Origin of the sequence: Brevibacillus jepli (assembly GCF_047229145.1) — a bacterium.
Lineage (GTDB): Bacteria > Bacillota > Bacilli > Brevibacillales > Brevibacillaceae > Brevibacillus.
In genome coordinates, this window is the sequence record NZ_JBFEFW010000011.1 from 21609 (window position 1) to 40294 (window position 18686).

The 18686-nt window shown below is 48.6% G+C and carries 20 protein-coding genes; all 20 read left to right on the plus strand.

What is annotated here, in order from left to right; translation table 11 throughout:
- The first annotated feature begins 72 nt into the window (after positions 1-72).
- The 20 genes from atpB to nuoN all read left to right on the plus strand — a co-directional run bounded on the left by atpB (position 73) and on the right by nuoN (position 18665).
- Positions 73-867 carry a F0F1 ATP synthase subunit A gene (gene atpB / locus AB1L17_RS13670; protein ID WP_412845390.1) on the plus strand — a complete coding sequence of 265 codons (795 nt, stop codon included), beginning with the start codon at positions 73-75 and terminating at the stop codon, positions 865-867.
- 43 nt (positions 868-910) lie between these two features.
- Positions 911-1141 (plus strand): F0F1 ATP synthase subunit C, encoded by a 231-nt coding sequence (gene atpE / locus AB1L17_RS13675; protein ID WP_017252354.1) that lies wholly within the window; start codon positions 911-913, stop codon positions 1139-1141.
- 175 nt (positions 1142-1316) lie between these two features.
- The gene (gene atpF / locus AB1L17_RS13680) at positions 1317-1820 is read left to right on the plus strand and encodes a F0F1 ATP synthase subunit B (RefSeq protein WP_412845391.1); all 504 of its coding nucleotides are present in this window, start codon (positions 1317-1319) and stop codon (positions 1818-1820) included.
- Positions 1817-2344 (plus strand): F0F1 ATP synthase subunit delta, encoded by a 528-nt coding sequence (locus AB1L17_RS13685; RefSeq protein ID WP_412845392.1) that lies wholly within the window; start codon positions 1817-1819, stop codon positions 2342-2344. The genes atpF and AB1L17_RS13685 overlap by 4 nt, the downstream gene beginning before the upstream one ends.
- Positions 2345-2386: 42 nt before the next feature.
- Positions 2387-3898 carry a F0F1 ATP synthase subunit alpha gene (gene atpA, locus AB1L17_RS13690; RefSeq protein ID WP_412845393.1) on the plus strand — a complete coding sequence of 504 codons (1512 nt, stop codon included), beginning with the start codon at positions 2387-2389 and terminating at the stop codon, positions 3896-3898.
- A gap of 74 nt (positions 3899-3972) precedes the next feature.
- Positions 3973-4836: an ATP synthase F1 subunit gamma gene (gene atpG / locus AB1L17_RS13695; RefSeq protein ID WP_412845394.1), complete on the plus strand. Its 864-nt coding sequence runs from the start codon at positions 3973-3975 to the stop codon at positions 4834-4836.
- Between the two features lie 48 nt (positions 4837-4884).
- Positions 4885-6294, plus strand: a complete 1410-nt coding sequence (atpD, locus tag AB1L17_RS13700; protein WP_412845395.1) for a F0F1 ATP synthase subunit beta — start codon at positions 4885-4887, stop codon at positions 6292-6294.
- 27 nt (positions 6295-6321) lie between these two features.
- Entirely contained in the window at positions 6322-6720 is a 399-nt protein-coding gene (locus AB1L17_RS13705) for a F0F1 ATP synthase subunit epsilon (protein WP_412845396.1), read from the plus strand.
- A gap of 221 nt (positions 6721-6941) precedes the next feature.
- Positions 6942-7682, plus strand: coding sequence for a DUF6042 family protein (locus AB1L17_RS13710; protein ID WP_412845397.1), 741 nt, complete (start codon positions 6942-6944; stop codon positions 7680-7682).
- A gap of 291 nt (positions 7683-7973) precedes the next feature.
- On the plus strand, positions 7974-8345 hold the full coding sequence (locus AB1L17_RS13715; RefSeq protein ID WP_007725457.1) for an NADH-quinone oxidoreductase subunit A: 372 nt from the start codon (positions 7974-7976) through the stop codon (positions 8343-8345).
- The gene (locus AB1L17_RS13720; protein ID WP_007725455.1) at positions 8336-8854 is read left to right on the plus strand and encodes a NuoB/complex I 20 kDa subunit family protein; all 519 of its coding nucleotides are present in this window, start codon (positions 8336-8338) and stop codon (positions 8852-8854) included. The genes AB1L17_RS13715 and AB1L17_RS13720 overlap by 10 nt, the downstream gene beginning before the upstream one ends.
- Entirely contained in the window at positions 8851-10152 is a 1302-nt protein-coding gene (locus AB1L17_RS13725) for an NADH-quinone oxidoreductase subunit C (protein ID WP_412845398.1), read from the plus strand. Before AB1L17_RS13720 ends, AB1L17_RS13725 begins: the two co-directional genes overlap by 4 nt.
- 3 nt (positions 10153-10155) lie before the next feature.
- Complete coding sequence (locus AB1L17_RS13730) at positions 10156-11304, plus strand: NADH-quinone oxidoreductase subunit D (protein ID WP_412845399.1); 1149 nt, start codon at positions 10156-10158, stop codon at positions 11302-11304.
- Positions 11304-12311 carry an NADH-quinone oxidoreductase subunit NuoH gene (gene nuoH, locus AB1L17_RS13735; protein WP_412845400.1) on the plus strand — a complete coding sequence of 336 codons (1008 nt, stop codon included), beginning with the start codon at positions 11304-11306 and terminating at the stop codon, positions 12309-12311. The genes AB1L17_RS13730 and nuoH overlap by 1 nt, the downstream gene beginning before the upstream one ends.
- Positions 12312-12421: 110 nt before the next feature.
- Complete coding sequence (gene nuoI / locus AB1L17_RS13740; protein ID WP_007722093.1) at positions 12422-12835, plus strand: NADH-quinone oxidoreductase subunit NuoI; 414 nt, start codon at positions 12422-12424, stop codon at positions 12833-12835.
- A 1-nt stretch (position 12836) separates the two neighbouring features.
- Entirely contained in the window at positions 12837-13346 is a 510-nt protein-coding gene (locus tag AB1L17_RS13745) for an NADH-quinone oxidoreductase subunit J (RefSeq protein ID WP_412845401.1), read from the plus strand.
- On the plus strand, positions 13343-13654 hold the full coding sequence (gene nuoK / locus AB1L17_RS13750; RefSeq protein WP_007722089.1) for an NADH-quinone oxidoreductase subunit NuoK: 312 nt from the start codon (positions 13343-13345) through the stop codon (positions 13652-13654). Before AB1L17_RS13745 ends, nuoK begins: the two co-directional genes overlap by 4 nt.
- A 27-nt stretch (positions 13655-13681) precedes the next feature.
- Positions 13682-15604 (plus strand): NADH-quinone oxidoreductase subunit L, encoded by a 1923-nt coding sequence (gene nuoL / locus AB1L17_RS13755; RefSeq protein WP_412845402.1) that lies wholly within the window; start codon positions 13682-13684, stop codon positions 15602-15604.
- A gap of 49 nt (positions 15605-15653) precedes the next feature.
- Positions 15654-17129 (plus strand): complex I subunit 4 family protein, encoded by a 1476-nt coding sequence (locus AB1L17_RS13760; RefSeq protein ID WP_412845532.1) that lies wholly within the window; start codon positions 15654-15656, stop codon positions 17127-17129.
- Positions 17130-17132: 3 nt separating this feature from the next.
- Positions 17133-18665, plus strand: coding sequence for an NADH-quinone oxidoreductase subunit NuoN (gene nuoN / locus AB1L17_RS13765; protein WP_412845403.1), 1533 nt, complete (start codon positions 17133-17135; stop codon positions 18663-18665).
- The last annotated feature ends 21 nt before the right edge of the window (positions 18666-18686 follow it).

An 18686-nucleotide genomic window follows, 5' to 3' on the forward strand; every position in this document is an offset into this window, starting at 1 on the left:
AGAGCGTTCGATTCCAGTGCTTAGACAGATGTTTCGGACAACCTCTATCTATTGATGGAAAGGGGTGAAAAGATGGGTAAACATTATACGTTACGGTTTGAGTGGGCTGGAATGGTATTTGACATCGCTACAATTCTGATGATGGTTCTAACCGCACTGCTTGTGTTTATTTTCCTGTTCGTAATGACGCGTAAGCTGGAAACTGGAGTTCCGGGTGCCAAGCAAAACGCTGTCGAATGGATTTTTGACTTCGTCAAGAATGTTTCTGCAGGATACATGGATCACAAGAAAGTCATGATGATGATGACGCTTGGTATTACATTGTTCCTCTACATCTTCATTGGAAACCAGCTGGGTGTAGTCGCCAACGTCTCAACATTGCATAAAGGAGAAGTCAGCGAAAGCGTTATGAAAATGCTGACGATTGCTCCTACGCCAGAAGCCGAAGCGAAGAAACGTGAAGAGGTTCAACACGAACTGGATGGAAAAGGCGCTCACGTTGTCTGGTGGAAGTCGCCAACTGCTACGCCAAGCGTAACATTTGGTTTGGCATTGGTGGTGTTGCTTTACTCCCACTACCTCGGTATCAAGAAAAGTCCAGGTGGTTGGTTTAAGCATGTATTCCTCAACCCGGTTCACATTCTTGAGGAGTTTATCATTAAACCGTTGACGCTTCCTCTGCGTTTGTTCGGTAACCTCTTTGCAAAAGAGATCATGATTGCCTTCCTGTTGAGTGGAGGTATTTTGGCCGCGGCACCATTGTTTATCTGGCTCGGCTACTCCGTCTTCGTAGGTGCAATTCAGGCGTTCATTTTCTTGACTCTATCTATGGTTTACATTTCACAACTTGTGAATGATGAACACTAAAATCTAGTTTTGGTTAACAACAATTTAGGGAGGTATTTTTAACATGGAAGTTATGGGTGTAGCGATTGCTATGGGTCTTATTTTCGGTTTGGCAGCACTTGGTGGTGCTTTTGGTGCAAGTAACGTAATCTCTAAAACAATTGAAGGTGTAGCTCGTCAACCTGAAGCTCGTGGTAACCTGATGGGTATCATGTTCCTCGGTATGGGTCTCGTAGAGGCGATTCCAATTATCGCAGTAGCTGTAGGCTTCATCTTGATGGGTCGTCTGGGCTAAGCGAACAGTTGAACAGTATTAAATAGGCGGAGGGTCACCTTCGCCTATCTTTAAGTAGCGAAAAATCAGGCTTCGGCCAAAGTTTGGCAAGGAAGTCTTCTAGTTAAAATTCTGGTAAGTACTCGATGGAACTTATTACAGAATCTTTCGTTTGTCAGGAAGGAGTGAACTAAAAATGGTTGAGTTTGGAGCCGTATCCCTGGAATGGGGCACATTACTACTCCAGGTGATTATTTTCGTTTTGCTGTTGATCGTCGTTTCCAAATATGCAACAAAACCGATTGCGAATGTGCTGGAAAAGCGCCGTGCTCATGTTGAGAACGAACTCGCGACAGCGGAACGCAACCACAAGGAATCCGAAAAGCTTTTGGCTGAACAACGCCGTCTATTGGATGAAGCTCGCGCTGAATCCAAAGCGATCATCGACCGTGCTGCAAAGCAAGCGTCTGATGAAGCAAGCAAAATCGTTGCTGAAGCACAAGCAGCTTCTGAGCGCATGAAAGCAGATGCAAGTGCTGAACTGGCTCGTGAAGTAGAAAAAGCAAAACTCGAACTGCGTGAGCAAATGACTGGTCTTTCCGTGCTCTTGGCTTCCAAGATCATCGAGAAAGAACTGGACGAAGCAGCTCAAAAGTCTACTGTTGACAAATTTCTCGCACAAGTGGGAGATCGCCTATGAGTAGCGCAGTAGGAAAACGTTATGCTCGCGCTCTCTTTGAAGTAGCGAGTGAGCGTAGCAAGATTGATCAGGTGGAAACAGACCTGGGTGCGATCGTGCAAGCTATTGAAGGCAATGAAGATCTGAAAAAGATCATGCTGCACCCGCACATCGCAGCAGATGCGAAAGCCACGCTCGCTGACGAATTGTTCAAAAGCCATGTAGCTGAAGAGACTTTTAACTTCTTGAACGTCCTGATTGAGAATGGACGGGAAGTTGATCTGTTTGACATCTACCGTTCTTTTGTACAATTGGCGAACGAAGCTCGTGGATTCGCAGATGCGGTTGTCACAAGTGCAAAACCGCTTTCTACTGAAGAACAAAATGAGCTGGCTGAGAAGTTCGGCCAAACGCTGAACAAAAAGCTGCGTTTGACAACAGTCGTAGATCCTACGATTCTCGGCGGCATTATTATCAAGATTGGTGACCGTCTGTATGATGGCAGCCTGAAAACAAAGTTGGAAACCTTTGCGCAAAGAGCGTAAAGTTCGGTGGTTGTAAGAAGTTGGATGAATGGGGTGAATTAAGTGAGTGCAATCAGACCAGAAGAGATTAGCTCCCTCATTAAAGAGCGGATCGCTAACTTTAAATCTGAAATCGAAGTTGTGGATGTAGGCTCTGTTATCCAAGTTGGTGACGGTATCGCCCGCGTTCACGGTTTGGAAAATGCCATGCAAGGGGAGCTTCTTGAGTTCCAAAATGGCGTAATGGGTATGGTACTCAACTTGGAAGCAGATAACGTGGGTGTCGTTATTATGGGACCTTTCCGCGACATTAAGGAAGGCGATACTGTAAAACGTACCGGCCGCGTTATGGAAGTTCCAGTTGGAGAAGCAATGCTTGGTCGCGTAGTAAACCCACTGGGTCAACCGCTCGACGGTCAAGGCCCAATTGCTAATGACGGTTTCCGCCCGATCGAGAGCCCAGCTCCTGGCGTAATGGCGCGTAAATCCGTTCACGAGCCACTCCAAACAGGTATCAAAGCGATTGACGCGATGATCCCAGTTGGTCGTGGACAGCGTGAGTTGATCATTGGCGACCGCCAAACTGGTAAAACAGCAGTGGCGCTCGACACGATCATCAACCAAAAAGGTAAAAACATGGTATGTATCTACGTAGCAATCGGTCAAAAGCAATCCACCGTTGCAAATATCGTAGAAACACTGCGTAAAGCAGGTGCACTTGAGTACACGATCATCGTTTCCGCTACAGCTTCTGACCCAGCTCCGATGCTGTACCTGGCTCCTTATGCAGGTGTAACGATGGGTGAGTACTTCATGTACAAAGGCGGACACGTTCTTTGCGTATACGATGACCTGTCCAAACAGGCATCTGCATACCGCGAAATGTCCCTCTTGCTTCGCCGTCCTCCAGGTCGTGAAGCATACCCTGGTGACGTTTTCTACTTGCACTCCCGTTTGCTGGAGCGCGCTGCAAAATTGTCTGATGAACTGGGTGGCGGTTCTATTACTGCTCTGCCGTTCATCGAAACCCAAGCGGGTGACATTTCTGCATACATCCCAACCAACGTGATCTCCATCACGGACGGTCAGATCTTCCTTGAGACAGACTTGTTCAACGCAGGTCAACGTCCAGCGGTGAACACTGGTCTTTCCGTATCCCGCGTAGGTGGTGCGGCGCAAATCAAGGCGATGAAAAAGGTAGCAGGTCCACTCAAGCTTGAGTTGGCTCAATACCGTGAGCTCGCTGCTTTCGCTCAGTTCGGTTCCGATCTGGACAAAGCAACCCAAGCTCGTCTGACTCGTGGTGAGCGCTTGATGGAAATCATGAAACAAGGCCAGTTCGATCCAATGCCAGTTGAGAAGCAAGTTGCTTCTATCTATACAGCAACAAAAGGTTTCCTGGATGATATTCCAGTAGGAGACGTAGGCCGCTTTGAGAAGGAGCTTCTGTCCTACCTGGATTCCAACAAACCACAACTGTTGGAGCATATCCGTACGACACATGAGCTTCCAGATGAAAAAGAATTTAACGCAGCGATCGAAGAGTTCAAAAAAGGCTTTTCGGTAACTCGCTAATCGTTAACCTGATAGACATCAGATGCATGCCGGGCAATTAGCTCGGGCATGCGTCCTCAAGGTGGTGAAAACGAGTGGCTAAAGGAATACGTGAGATTCGACGCAGTATCAAAAGTACGAAAAATACGCGCCAAATCACGAAAGCGATGAAAATGGTGGCGGCTGCAAAGCTTCGCCGTAATCAGGAGAAGGCTGAGGCAGCACGTCCTTACGCTGACAAGATCCAAGACGTAATCGCAAGCATCGCGAGTGGGACTTCTGGTTCCAAACATCCAATGCTTCAATCCCGTCCGGTGAAAAAGACTGGTTACATTGTCATCACTTCCGACCGTGGTCTTGCTGGTGGTTACAACGCCAACATGCTTCGTGCCGTTATTAATACAATCGGCGAAAAGCACAAGTCCAAGGATGAGTACGGTATTTTTGTCATTGGTCGTAAAGGTCGAGACTTCTTCAATAAACGTAACTACCCGATCATGCAAGAGGTTACGGGTCTGCCAGCCAGCCCAGCTTTTGCTGATATCAAGAAAATTGCCGGTGCGGCGGTTGAATTGTTCGCGACTGAGCAAATTGACGAGCTTTACTTGTGCTACAACAAGTTCCAAAGTGCAATTTCGCAGATACCTACCGTAAAACGCTTGCTGCCGTTGGAGGCTCCTGAGAGCAACAACGACCGCAAAATGAATTACGAGTATGAGCCGTCCTCGGAAGAAGTACTTGCTGATCTGTTGCCGAAATATGCGGAAACACTGGTATACAGTGCGCTTCTGGAAGCGAAGGCTTCCGAAGAAGGTTCCCGTATGACTGCAATGGGCAACGCGACAGACAATGCGACGGACATGATCAACCGTTACACATTGATCTACAACCGTGCTCGTCAGGCAGCCATTACACAAGAGATTTCCGAGATCGTCGCAGGTGCAAACGCACAGGCGTAATGGCAGCGAATAGCTCCCAATTCAGCTTTACAGGAGGGAAAAAGTAACATGGCGAATGGACGCGTGGTTCAGGTAATGGGTCCGGTTGTTGACGTCGAGTTCGACCGCGGACACCTGCCTGCCATTTATAATGCGATCAAGATTCAACATAAAGCACAAAGCGCTGGTGAGCGCGACATCGACTTGACTGTTGAGGTTGCAACTCACTTGGGCGATAACCTGGTTCGTACCGTTGCGATGTCTTCCACAGATGGTTTGGTTCGTGGCATGGCAGCAGTAGATACCGGTGCAGCTATCTCCGTTCCGGTGGGTGCAATTACCCTCGGACGCGTATTTAACGTATTGGGTGATCCAATTGACCTGCAAGAGCTCGGTCAAGTAGATCGTCGTGACCCAATTCACCGTAAAGCTCCTGAGTTCGTAGACCAAGCAACGACTGTTGAGATCCTGGAAACAGGTATCAAGGTTATTGACCTCTTGGCTCCGTACATCAAGGGTGGTAAGATCGGTCTGTTTGGTGGTGCGGGTGTAGGTAAAACCGTTACTATTCAAGAGCTGATCAACAACATCGCGCAAGAGCACGGTGGTATTTCCGTATTCGCAGGTGTAGGTGAGCGTACCCGTGAAGGTAACGACCTGTACCACGAGATGAAAGACGCAGGCGTACTGCCGAAAACTGCGATGGTATTCGGTCAGATGAACGAACCGCCTGGTGCACGTCTTCGTGTAGCGTTGACCGGTTTGACTATGGCGGAATACTTCCGTGATGAAGAAGGCCGCGACGTTCTTCTGTTTATCGATAACATCTTCCGCTTTACTCAAGCGGGTTCTGAGGTATCCGCTCTCTTGGGTCGTATGCCATCTGCGGTAGGTTACCAGCCAACACTGGCTACCGAAATGGGTCAGCTGCAAGAGCGTATTACTTCCACGAAAAAAGGTTCCGTAACGTCTATTCAAGCGATCTACGTACCAGCGGATGACTATACTGACCCGGCTCCTGCTACTACGTTTGCTCACTTGGACGCTACAACGAACTTGGAGCGTTCCATCGCTGAGTTGGGTATCTTCCCTGCGGTAGATCCACTCGCATCCACTTCCCGTGCTCTGACTCCTGATGTAGTAGGACAAGAACACTATGATGTGGCTCGTGGCGTTCAAAAAATCCTGCAACGTTACAAAGAATTGCAAGATATTATCGCGATCCTTGGTATGGACGAGTTGAGTGATGACGACAAGCAAGTAGTTGGACGCGCACGCCGCATTCAACGTTTCTTGTCCCAGTCCTTCCACGTTGCTGAACAGTTCACTGGTAACCCAGGTCAATACGTACCTCTGAAAGATACTGTTCGTAGCTTCAAGGAAATCCTTGAAGGTAAACACGATCAACTGCCAGAGTCCGCGTTCCTGTATGTAGGTACCATTGAAGAAGCGGTAGAAAAAGCGAAGAAAATGGCGTAAGACACCCTGGAAAGGGGAGACGAGTAAGTGAGTAAGATGACAGTTGAAGTCGTAACTCCTGAACGGGTTGTCTACAGCGGTCAGGCTGAAATGGTGATTGCTCGCGGCTTGCAAGGGGAAATCGGTATCATGCCGAACCACGTGCCGTTGGTAACCCCGTTGAAAACAGCGCCAGTTCGGATTAAGACAGAAGGCGATAAAGAAGTAAAGATGGCTGTAAGCGGCGGCTTCATGGAAGTACGCGGCGATAAAGTTACCATCCTTGCTGAAACGGCTGAAATGCCGGGAGACATCGACGTCGAACGCGCGAAATCAGCGAAAGAACGTGCTGAAAAGCGTTTGGCTGAGAAATATGCCGAGCTCGACGTCAAGCGTGCAGAACGCGCGCTACAACGTGCGATGGCACGTCTCGACGTAGCGAAGTAAAGCGTAAGCTTGATATCCCCGCGCCCATGTGGCTGCGGGGATTTTTCGGTTTTTGTGCTCATGAATGACGAGCCATGGAAAACGGGCATGATATTTCCAGTTGGTAATTGACTAATGTTTCTGTGTATAATAGACCTAATGCCCTGCCGACGAGCTACGTTAACATGAAAACAGCGGGAAAAAGCGGCATTGGCTATTGGGATTAAAGGAGAGTGTAATTGATGCAAACCATTCGCGATATCCGCCACAATCAAGATGGCGTAGTGATTCCTAGCAGTTTTGCGGCTAATGGCTGGACAAGAGTGCTATCTCATGAAATGAATGTTCTGTTTCAGGCAATGTGTTTGGTGGTAACGAAGCAGGAGACAAAAGAAGAGATGAGAAAAGCTTTGGACCAATTCGAAGCATTGGAAGGCACATTTACTGAGCCTGTTCAAGAAGGGTTTAAGTCTGAAGAGGATTTCAAAGGCTATGTAAACCTCTTGAACAGATTCAAAGCGTTCATGAGCCGTTCCGATTATGCTTACCCGACATCCCTTGACGAGGCGATTGAGCTTTTCGTGAAGTGGGGTCTGGTGATTGACAAAGGTGATGCTTGGGACGTACCGGTTTATCCTTTCCCAGATGCATCCGAGTTGTTCAAGCTGAGTGAGGCAGAATCTCTTGCGTTGGCTCATATTAAGCTGGAAGCAGTGGTTCACCCGATTTTTAGCAACCTCGTGATGAAGCTGCACGAGCAAGAAGAAAATACGTTCAGCATGTCCAAAGCAGAAATGAAGGAATTGCTGAATACCAATGATCAGATTCTGGCTGAGGTTCTGATTAAGCTGACTCCATATATGGAAGATGCTATTGATAATATACTGGAGATCCCAGAAGACGAAAAGATGACCTTTACGATGGTATGGGAACGCATTTACGAGGATTTCCTCGGACAGAAATTTTCTAACAACGTTCAATAATAAAGAGAATACGAGGGCCAGGCAGGCATATTCGTTTGGTCATCATACTATGCTGGAAAAACTTAGGGAGAAATCTCTGAGTTTTTCCCTTTATATGGCACAAAAGGAAGGCTTTCGTTAGACACCCTATTGGCAATTTGCTATAATGATAAAGGTATTTTTTTCTAGCAGCGACAGCTTCATACCTACACCTTTGATGCTGCGAGCAGTACCCTTTTGAGGGAGTCTCGACTTCTTCTGGAGGACAGCGCAAGACGATTCATACCTTTCTCAAGAGCGGGGGGAACGTGGGTGAGTGACATCTATACCAACAATTATGTGATTGTCGCGATCTTTTTGATTCTTGGTGTGTTGTTGCCCGTGGCTACAGTCAGTTTTGTTGGTCCATTACTTCGTCCGAAGAAACCAACACGGGAGAAACAAACTACTTATGAAAGCGGTAACATTCCTGTTGGTGACAGTTGGGTGCGTTTCAATGTAAAGTATTACATCTTTGCCCTCATGTTTGTCATTTTTGATGTGGAAACACTCTTTCTGTATCCGTGGGCCGTCGCTTACAAAGAACTTGGGCTTTTTGCCTTAGTCGAGATGGTCATCTTTATATCCTTGCTTATCGTAGGATTGATTTACGCGTGGAGAAAGAAGGTGCTGGAATGGAACTAGACCTGACAAGCATTGCGCCTGAATTGCAAGAGGAACTGAATCGCAACGTCATGTTTACGACATTAGAAACAGTGAAGGGATGGGTTCGCAGTAACTCGTTATGGCCATTAACCTTTGGCTTGGCCTGTTGCGCAATCGAGATGATGGGAACAGGTGGAGCGCGTTATGACCTCGACCGGTTTGGCGTTATTTTCCGGGCATCCCCCAGACAATCTGATGTCATGATCGTAGCTGGAACCGTTACGAAAAAGATGGCACCACTGTTACGCAGGCTATACGATCAAATGCCTGAACCGAAGTGGGTGATTGCCATGGGCTCCTGTGCGACAGCGGGAGGTCCGTACGTGCGCTCGTACAGCGTCGTAAAAGGTGTAGACCAGATTGTGCCTGTCGATGTATATATTCCAGGTTGCCCGCCTAACCCTGCCGCTTTGATCTACGGAATTAATAAGCTCCAAGAAAAAATCCGTTACGAAGCGAAGACTGGGAAGCAGGTGACCAATCTATGAGCGAAGAGAAACGCAAGCCAACGTCGGAGGAAAAGGCAGCGGCAGCAGCTGAAGCTCGTGCCAAGGCCGAAGCTTTGCGAAAATTAAGAGAACAAGAAGCGAGTCCGGTGGAGGCAGAGCAAGAAGGGAAAGAGGAAACCTCCGCTCCGGCACCAGCTGTTGATCAACAACCGGAACCAGTGGCACCGCCAACAAAGCCGGTGTCTGAGATGACGCCAGAAGAAAAAGCAGCAGCCAAGAAAGCAGCAGCTGCAGAGGCAATTGCCAAGGCAAAAGCGGCGAAAGAACAGGCGGAAGCTTCTGCACCACCAGCCAAGCCCGTTTCTGAAATGACACCTGAAGAAAAGGCTGCAGCCAAGAAAGCCGCAGCAGCAGAAGCGATTGCCAAGGCAAAAGCTGCGAAAGAACAGGCGGATGCTTCTACACCACCAGCCAAGCCCGTGTCTGAAATGACACCTGAAGAAAAAGCAGCAGCCAAGAAAGCAGCTGCCGCAGAAGCTCTAGCAAAGGCAAAAGCCGCGAAGGAAGCAAAAGAAGCAGCTGAAAATGGTGTCGAAACACCTGACGCAGCCCCAGATGCGGATGCCAAGGCGAAGGCCGCAGCTGCCGCAAAAGCCAAGGCTGCCGCCGCAGCAGCAGCGAAGGCAAAAGCCGCACGTGAAGCAGGGGGGGATGGTTCGGAATCTGGTGACGACGATGCGAAGGCGAAGGCCGCAGCCGCAGCGAAAGCCAAAGCAGCAGCCGCAGCAGCAGCGAAGGCAAAAGCCGCGTCAGCGACTGGAGATGCGGCATCAGCAGAGGAGGCACCAAAAGCACCTTCCAAAAACCAGCCCTATCTTGATAAATACGTGTCGCGAATTTCCGAAGCATTTGGACAGGAAGTCATCGAGGCTTCGTATATTAATGAGCTGGCAAAGGAAGTCCCGACCCTCACCATTCAAAATGAACGTTGGCATCAAGTTGCCCAATTTTTAAGAGATGACGAGCAATTGAGCTTTGAGTACCTGTCCGATCTACACGGTGTCGATTACGAGGATCGCCTGGAGGTATACTACCACTTTTATTCCTACAAAAATCGCCAAAGCTTGGCAGTAAAGGTCAAAACGAGCAGGGAAGAGTCAAAAGTTGCTTCGGTAATGGACCTCTGGCATGGCGCAAATTGGAATGAAAGAGAGACGTTTGACCTTTTGGGGATTCATTTCCCGGGACATAAGGATTTACGTCGAATCCTGTTGCCCGATGATTGGGTAGGGTATCCACTGCGCAAAGATTATGTGCAATACGACGAGGAGGTTTAGCAGATGAACCATAACATCCTCACGACTCATGTTGATACCTCTTCTGAAACAGGACTTCGTACGGAAGAGATGTTATTAAACGTAGGTCCACAGCATCCAAGTACACACGGGGTATTTCGTCTGGTAGTAAAAATCGATGGGGAAACGATTAAAGAAGCGATTCCTGTCATGGGCTACCTGCATCGAGGTACAGAAAAGCTGGCAGAAAACTTGACCTATACGCAAATTATCCCCTATACAGATCGAATGGACTATGTCTCCGCCATGACCAACAACTACGTTCTCTGCCACGCAGTAGAAACGATGATGGGGTTGGAGATTCCAGAGAGAGCTCAGTTTTTGCGACTGATTGCAATGGAGCTGAACCGGGTGGCGAGCCATTTGGTTTGGTGGGGAACGTATCTTCTGGACATTGGTGCGATGGGGCCTTTCCTGTATGCGTTCCGTGACCGGGAGACGATTCTGGATTTATTCAACGAGCTTTGCGGGGCACGGATGACCTTCAACTACATGCGCGTAGGTGGAGTGAAATGGGATGCACCTCCAGGCTGGACTGACAAAGCCAAAGAATTCGTCCAGTACATGAAGAAGGAATTGAGTAATTACCATCAGCTGGTGACGGGTAACGAGATTTTTATTAACCGTCTCAATGGAATCGGCAAATTCGATACGAAAACAGCGTTGGATTACTCACTATCTGGTGTCATGCTCCGCTCGACAGGTGTTAAGTGGGACCTGCGCAAGGATGAGCCTTATTGCATTTACGATCGTTTTGAATTTGATGTGCCGACAGCAACTGAGGGCGATTGCATGGCACGCTATCACCTGAGAATGGCAGAGATCGAGCAATCGCTGCGGATTCTGGAGCAGGCATTAGAGCAATTTCCAAGCGAAGGCGAAGTCATGGGGAAAGTACCACGCGTGATTCGCCCACCTGCCGGGGAGACTTATGTGCGCATCGAGTCACCTCGTGGTGAAATTGGTTGTTACATTGCCAGCCAAGGTAAGGATAAACCGTGGAGATTGAAGTTCAGACGACCGTCGTTTACCAATCTGCAAATTCTGCCTAAGCTGTTGCAAGGGGAAAACCTCGCGAACATGGTTGCCATCCTGGGCAGTATCGACATCGTGCTCGGGGAGGTTGACTGTTAATGAATACTCTCTTGCAGCAAGCACCCTCATGGGGAACCACGCTCTGGTTTATTGTAGCGGCAGTTTTATTGCTTGCAGCTGTGTTGGGATTTGTTACCTACGCCATTTACTTTGAGCGTAAAGTGATTGGGTGGATGCAGCTGCGCATCGGGCCGAATCGAGTAGGACCATTGGGACTTCTCCAAACGGTTGCCGATGTTGCCAAGCTGCTATTAAAGGAAGATGTTCGTCCGCAGCACGCTGACAAAGCGTTGTTCACTCTAGCACCAATATTGGCCTATGCACCTGCTTTTGCCGTATTGGCTGTTATGCCTTTTACGGAAACCATTCAGTTCGCTGATCTGGGAATAGGTCTACTATACTATATCGCCTTGTCTGGGATCACCGTACTAGGCGTGATCACAGCTGGTTGGGCCTCGAATAACAAGTATTCGCTGATCGGGGGTCTCCGCTCCGCTGCGCAGATGATCAGCTATGAAGTGCCGCTGGTCATGTCCGTGGTGGGTATCGTTCTATTGACGGGCAGCATGAATCTCAAGGATATTGTCTACGCGCAGCGGGATGTCTGGAATATTGTTCCGCAGTTTATTGGATTTGTCGTGTTTATCATTGCTGCACAGGCTGAGCTGAATCGTACGCCATTTGACCTGCCAGAAGCAGAGTCGGAGCTCGTGGGCGGTTATCACGTCGAGTACTCCGGTTTCCGTTTTGCAATGTTCATGCTGGCGGAGTATGTGTACATGTTCGGGATGGGTACCTTGATTACGATTCTCTTTTTGGGTGGATGGCTGCCGATTCATCCCTCGCTGGATTTCATTCCGGGAATCGTCTGGTTTATCCTTAAATTTTCTCTCTACGTCTTCCTCCAGTTTTGGATTCGCGCCACGATGCCGCGCTTACGTGTCGATCAACTGATGTCGTTTGCTTGGAAAGTGCTGTTGCCCGTGGCATTGTTCAACATTCTGCTCACAGCCGTAGTGGTTTCTTACCAAAATGGCATGTTCTAGTAGATCGAAAACGACTGCGTCCCATTGTTTCCATAGCGCAGGCTTCGCCAAAAGTTAGCTTCGCAAAAACATGGTGCAGCCAAGTTCTCAAATTCTGAGGGGTGACACACATGCTAGGACTGGCCAAAGGCCTGGGGTATACATTTAAAAAGCTGACGGAGAAAAAAGTAACCCACTTCTATCCGGATGTGCCCTTTCCGATGCCGCCACGATTTCGCGGTATTCAGCACTTTTCTCCTGAGAAATGCATCGTTTGTAACCAATGCGCACGCATTTGTCCGACGGAGTGCATTCAACTGACAGGGAAGCCCCATCCTGATCCGGAGAAAAAGGGAAAGATTATCGATACGTACGATATCAATTTTGAGCTATGCATTTTATGCGATCTGTGTACAGAGGTTTGTCCGACAGAAGCGATTGTGATGACAAACAACTTCGAACTGGCTGCCTATAGCCGGGACGAATTGTACAAGAACTTGAAATGGCTGGACGACAACAATACGAACGTCAGGGAGGAGAATTAGTATGACAGGCGAATTCGTTGCCTTTTTTATCCTGTCCCTTCTGACGATCGGTGGCGCGGTGTTTATGATCAGCTTTACGCGCGTCGTCCACATGGTCATCTCATTGGGCGTTACGTTTATCAGCATTGCAGGTCTGTTTGTTTTGCTAGGAGCCGACTTCGTCGGAGTTGCGCAAATCTTGGTTTACTCAGGCGCTATTTCGATTCTGATGCTCTTTGGTATCATGCTGACCAAGCACGATGCAAACGATGAGGGAACAGGGCGAACCTGGAAGAATCGTTTTGTTCTGCTTTTTGTAGTCGTTCTGTTCGGTCTATTGTTCTGGGGTGTACAAAATACACCATGGCCTGCGCCACCGCCACCTCCAGAAGCTCCTGTAAACAATGCAAAAGAAATCGGTATCGAAGTATTCACCAAATTCGTCATACCATTTGAGCTGTTGTCTGTACTGCTGTTGGTCGCGTTGGTCGGTGCGATCATCATGGCGAAAAAGGAGGGGGATAACGAATGACAGTAAGTATTTCCTCCTACTTAATGGTCGCTCTGATTCTCTTTTGTGTAGGCTTGTACGGAGCATTGACGAAGCGCAATGCAGTCGTCGTCCTGTTATCCATCGAGCTGATGCTGAATGCTGTCAATATTAACCTGGTCGCCTTTTCCAAGTTCGGACTGTATCCATCTGTGACAGGACAAATCTTCACCTTGTTCACGATGACGGTTGCAGCTGCCGAGGTTGCAGTAGGGTTGGCAATTTTGATTGCACTGTACCGCAACAAGGAGACTGTCAATGTAGATGAAATGGACCAAATGAAACGATAAGAGGGAAACCAGAAAAGGAGGACAAAGATGGATACTCTAATGCACTATGCCTGGCTGATCCCTCTGTTTCCGCTTCTTGCTTTCATCGTGATCGTCTCATTTGGTCGCCAGTTGAAAGAAGGAGCGGCCATGGTGGGCATTACGCTAACGGCTGTTTCTTTTGGGATCGCAGTTCTGATCTTCTGGGAGAGATTTCAGGGGGGAGGAACAGATTACAATTATGTGATTGAGTGGTTGCATATTGGCGACATCGTAATCAATATGGGATTCGAAGTGAATCCGTTGAATGCGATGATGCTTGTGATTGTGACATTGGTCAGTCTGCTGGTCCAAGTTTATTCAAAGGGCTACATGCATGGGGATGAACGCTTTCCGGTGTTTTATCAATACCTAGCACTGTTCACGTTCTCCATGCTCGGATTAGTCATCTCACCAAATCTGTTGCAAGTGTATATTTTCTGGGAGCTGGTCGGGGTATGCTCCTTCCTGCTCGTCGGCTACTATTACTTCAAGAGAGAAGCAAAAGCTGCTGCCAAGAAGGCTTTTATCGTAACACGCATCGGGGACCTCGGTCTGTTTATCGGGATATGTCTCTTGTTCTGGCAGACGGGAAGCTTCGAGTACGGGGCTATTTTTGAGAGCGTCGCGCTCGGTCGCTTGGAACCATGGATGATCACGCTCACGGCAATCCTTATTTTCGTCGGGGCAATGGGAAAATCAGGTCAATTCCCGCTTCATACGTGGTTGCCTGATGCCATGGAAGGTCCGACACCAGTATCTGCTTTGATTCACGCGGCAACGATGGTCGCGGCGGGTGTTTATTTGGTTGCTGCAACCTATCCGTTGTTCATCGCTTCCGAAACAGCTTTGACAGTAGTGGCGTATGTAGGGGGCTTCACGGCCATTTTTGCAGCTTCCATCGGTCTAACCCAACGGGATATCAAGCGAGTCTTGGCTTATTCCACAGTCAGTCAGCTCGGGTACATGATGCTGGCATTGGGTGTAGCTGGTGCGGCAGGATATGTAGCAGGCTCCTTTCATTTGATGACTCACGCCTTTTTCAAAGCACTGCTCTTCCTTGGAGCGGGTAGTGTCATCCATGCTGTACATACGCAGGATGTATTCGAAATGGGCGGGTTGTGGAAGAAGATGCCGATCACCGCTCTGACTTTCCTGATCGGTTGCTTGGCCATCGCGGGAATCTTTCCTTTCGCTGGTTTCTGGTCGAAGGAAGCGATACTCGGGGCTGTTTACGGGGCACACCGCTACGATCTGCTGCTCATCGCGTTGTTAGCAGCGTTCTTTACCGCTTTCTATATGTTCCGTTTGTTCTTCCTGACGTTTGCAGGAAAGCCACGTGGCAAGCATGAAGCACATGAATCTCCAAGAGTCATGACAGGTCCACTGTTGATCCTGGCATTGCTTGCGGTGGTCGCAGGCTTTGTGAATACACCGTATGCGCCATTACTCTCTGATTGGTTACTGTCCACGAACACAGGGACGGCGATCACAAGCATTTTTGGAGAAGGTACGGAGCACGCTGCAGCCTGGCTGCAAATTGTGGCACTGTTGATCTCCATTCTTGGGGTTGTGCTGGCTTACTTGATGTACGGCAAGAAATCGATCTCCTCGGACAGTATTCCAGAAGCAATGCCGTGGCTCTATCAGCTCTCTTACAAGAAGTACTACATCGATGAGCTGTATCACAATGTCATCGTACGTCCACTGGGCTGGCTGGGATTCGTCCTGGATGTATTCGATAAGTATATTGTAGATGGCCTGGTTGGACTGACAGCAAAAATCACCCAAGGAATCGGCTCCTTGCACGCAAGAGTACAAAGTGGCCAGATTCAGTCCTATGGGGCGATGGTACTATTCGGTCTGTTATTATTGATTGTCGCCATCAGTTTGACGGCCAAGGGAGGTGGACTCTTTGGATTCGGTCAATAATATCCTTTTGTCATCACTGGTGTTCTCTCCGCTGCTGGCGATTATCGTCATGGCTTTTATCCCCGGCCGACATGCTGGGATAATCAAGCAGGTCGGGATTTACGGAACCTTGCCGTCCCTTATCTTGGCGTGTTGGATGTTCGGAATGTTTGATTATGAGACAGCCAACCTGCAATTCGTAGAAAAGTATAGCTGGATTTCGATTCCGATCGGAATGGCTCAGGCGGGTACGGTCTTTGCTTTTGAGATCAATTACGAGCTCGGAGTCGATGGTATTTCAATGCCATTGATTTTGCTGACGGCGATTATCGGTACACTCGCGGCAATTGCTTCCTGGCAAATCAAAAAGCGGCAGAAGGAGTACTTTATCCTGTTCCACCTGCTGTTGATCGGAATGTTGGGAGTCTTTGCAGCAGACAATCTGTTTCTGTTCTTCATTTTCTTTGAGCTGACACTCGTGCCGATGTACTTCCTCATCGGGATTTGGGGATATGGTGAGCGCGAACAAGCGGCAAACAAATTCCTTTTGTATAACGGAATCGGTTCAGGAATCATGCTGTTGGCTTTCATCGTCATCTTTGTCATCATGCGAACGCTGAATATGGATGAAATCACGGCGATTCTGACGACGCAAGGGCATACGATTGCCGAAATCCTTACGCCTGAGATGCGTTTTGGCATCTTCATCGCGCTGTTCATCGCTTTTGCGATCAAGCTGCCAGTATTCCCGTTCCACACGTGGATGCTGCGCGTACACGTACAGGCTCCACCTTCCATCGTTATGATTCACTCCGGTATTTTGCTGAAGATGGGGGCGTACGGTCTTTTGCGGATGGGAATAGGCTTCTTCCCAGAACAGGCCTATAATTTTTCTACGTGGATGGCGGTTTTGGGGATTATCAACATTTTGTACGGAGCAGTACTCGCTTTCGTGCAGAAGGATTTGAAAATGGTGCTGGCTTACTCCAGTATCAGCCATATGGGCATCGTATTGCTCGGCTTCGCGTCGATGAACACGATTGGGTATCAGGGAGCGATGTTCCAGGTTGTCTCTCACGGCTTTATTTCAGCCCTGCTCTTCTTCCTGATTGGTGTCATTTGGGATCGGACACAGACGTCGATGCTCGACGATTTGGGCGGTTTAGCCAAGTCCATGCCGTTTGTCAGCGGTGTTCTCTTGGCAGGCGGGATGGCATCACTCGGATTGCCGGGCATGTCCGGATTCATTAGTGAGTTCTTTTCCTTTCTCGGTCTGTTTGATCGAATGCCGGTATTGGCAGCAGTGGGAGCGATCGGGATTGTACTCACCGCGGTTTATTTACTCAGAGCGATCATGAAAACGACTTTTGGCCCTACCCCTGGTCGTTGCACAGGACTTGCTGATGCACAGCCGATGGAAGTTATTCCGATGGTCGTTCTATTGGGATGTATTATCCTCATCGGGGTTTATCCAGCTGTTCTGGGGAATCCGATGCAGCAGGCGCTGAAAACGATCGTACCCATCGTAACGGGAATAGGAGGGTAATCCATGGAAGTTAAAGATATTTTCTCATATGACTGGACCTACCTTCTGCCCGAGTTTACCATTCTTGGTTTTGCTACCTTCTTATCATTACTGGATCTTTTTGCAGGCAAGCGTCTCGGCAAGCAGGCCATCGGTTGGCTATCATTACTGGGTACTGTCATAGCGGCGATTCTTGTTATTGTCAATATGAACGTTCTCGATAAGCCATACAGCTACATGATCGACATGATCCGAATTGATGATTACGGCAATGCATTCAAGCTGATTTTCCTGGCTGGGACGGCTTTTGCCATTCTCATCTCCCTGTCTTATCTGAAATCAGGGGAAGTCCAGCACAGAGGCGAGTATTATTACTTGATACTGACCGGACTGCTCGGGGCTATGGTCATGGCATCGTCAGCTGATCTGATTACATTGTTTGTCGGACTGGAGCTACTGTCTCTATCGTCCTATGTGTTGGTCGGTATGCGAAAAAAATCGCTGCAATCGAACGAGTCGGCTTTCAAATACGTCGTCTCGGGAGGAATTGCTACTGCAGTCATCCTGTTTGGAATGTCGTATGTGTACGGACTCACGGGAACCACGCATATTTATGAAATATCGTTTCGCTTGGCTGAAGCGGGAATGGCAGGCTATCAGTTCCTTATCTATACAGCCTTTGCATTTCTCGCAGTAGGACTCGCATTCAAAATATCTGCTGCACCTTACCACATGTGGGCGCCAGATGTTTATCAGGGTGCTCCAACTCCGATCACGGCATTTCTGGCGGTAGTATCCAAAGCAGCTGGGTTTGCGCTGATCTTTCGAGTGATGATGATTTCGTTTTTCAACGTTTCCGACGGTACGGGATCAGGGCGGTTCTTTTTCGAAGAGGGAAGTCTCTATCTGGGACTGATGGCAGCGGCTTCGATGATTATCGGGAACACGATGGCGCTCAGGCAGACAAACGTCAAGCGCATGATGGCTTACTCAGGCATTGCGCAAGCGGGCTACCTGCTCGTGCCTTTTGTACCGCCGACCTCTCTCTTCTTTAGTGAAGTGATCTTCTATCTGTTCGGTTACTTGCTGGTCAGCTTTGGTGCTTTTGCTGTGATTATGGTTGTATCGCGTGAGCAAGAGACAGAGGATTTGAAAGGATTTGCCGGATTGTATCATCGCTCGCCTGTAATGGCTGTTGCCATGAGCATCTTCCTCTTGTCCTTGGCAGGTATCCCGATTACAGTTGGTTTCTTCGGGAAGTTCTATCTGTTCATGGGTACATTGGTAGTAGAAAACTACTGGCTGGCGGCGATTATGATCATCACCAGCGTCATTTCCTACTACTATTACTTTGGGATTATTCGTCAGATGTACATGCGTCCTGGGACAACCGAAGCGCCAATGGTCGTGCCAAAAGGCATCTGGACGTTTATTCTCATCATGGCAGTCGCTACCGTATTCTTCGGAGCTTTTCCGGGGCTGGTCACCGACTATATCCAGATTCATCTCAACCCGTCCTTTGATTTTGGGAATATGCTTACTCCCAGCTCTCAGTGACACTCGTAACGAAACAGTACT

What these genes read in the sequence shown, in the direction of transcription:
- atpB (WP_412845390.1), top strand. Translation starts at nt 73, where the DNA reads ATGGGTAAACATTATACGTTACGGTTTGAGTGGGCTGGAATGGTATTT.
- atpE (WP_017252354.1), top strand. Translation starts at nt 911, where the DNA reads ATGGAAGTTATGGGTGTAGCGATTGCTATGGGTCTTATTTTCGGTTTG.
- atpF (WP_412845391.1), top strand. Translation starts at nt 1,317, where the DNA reads ATGGTTGAGTTTGGAGCCGTATCCCTGGAATGGGGCACATTACTACTC.
- AB1L17_RS13685 (WP_412845392.1), top strand. Translation starts at nt 1,817, where the DNA reads ATGAGTAGCGCAGTAGGAAAACGTTATGCTCGCGCTCTCTTTGAAGTA.
- atpD (WP_412845395.1), top strand. Translation starts at nt 4,885, where the DNA reads ATGGCGAATGGACGCGTGGTTCAGGTAATGGGTCCGGTTGTTGACGTC.
- AB1L17_RS13710 (WP_412845397.1), top strand. Translation starts at nt 6,942, where the DNA reads ATGCAAACCATTCGCGATATCCGCCACAATCAAGATGGCGTAGTGATT.
- AB1L17_RS13720 (WP_007725455.1), top strand. Translation starts at nt 8,336, where the DNA reads ATGGAACTAGACCTGACAAGCATTGCGCCTGAATTGCAAGAGGAACTG.
- AB1L17_RS13725 (WP_412845398.1), top strand. Translation starts at nt 8,851, where the DNA reads ATGAGCGAAGAGAAACGCAAGCCAACGTCGGAGGAAAAGGCAGCGGCA.
- AB1L17_RS13730 (WP_412845399.1), top strand. Translation starts at nt 10,156, where the DNA reads ATGAACCATAACATCCTCACGACTCATGTTGATACCTCTTCTGAAACA.
- nuoH (WP_412845400.1), top strand. Translation starts at nt 11,304, where the DNA reads ATGAATACTCTCTTGCAGCAAGCACCCTCATGGGGAACCACGCTCTGG.
- nuoI (WP_007722093.1), top strand. Translation starts at nt 12,422, where the DNA reads ATGCTAGGACTGGCCAAAGGCCTGGGGTATACATTTAAAAAGCTGACG.
- AB1L17_RS13745 (WP_412845401.1), top strand. Translation starts at nt 12,837, where the DNA reads ATGACAGGCGAATTCGTTGCCTTTTTTATCCTGTCCCTTCTGACGATC.
- nuoK (WP_007722089.1), top strand. Translation starts at nt 13,343, where the DNA reads ATGACAGTAAGTATTTCCTCCTACTTAATGGTCGCTCTGATTCTCTTT.
- nuoL (WP_412845402.1), top strand. Translation starts at nt 13,682, where the DNA reads ATGGATACTCTAATGCACTATGCCTGGCTGATCCCTCTGTTTCCGCTT.
- AB1L17_RS13760 (WP_412845532.1), top strand. Translation starts at nt 15,654, where the DNA reads ATGGCTTTTATCCCCGGCCGACATGCTGGGATAATCAAGCAGGTCGGG.
- nuoN (WP_412845403.1), top strand. Translation starts at nt 17,133, where the DNA reads ATGGAAGTTAAAGATATTTTCTCATATGACTGGACCTACCTTCTGCCC.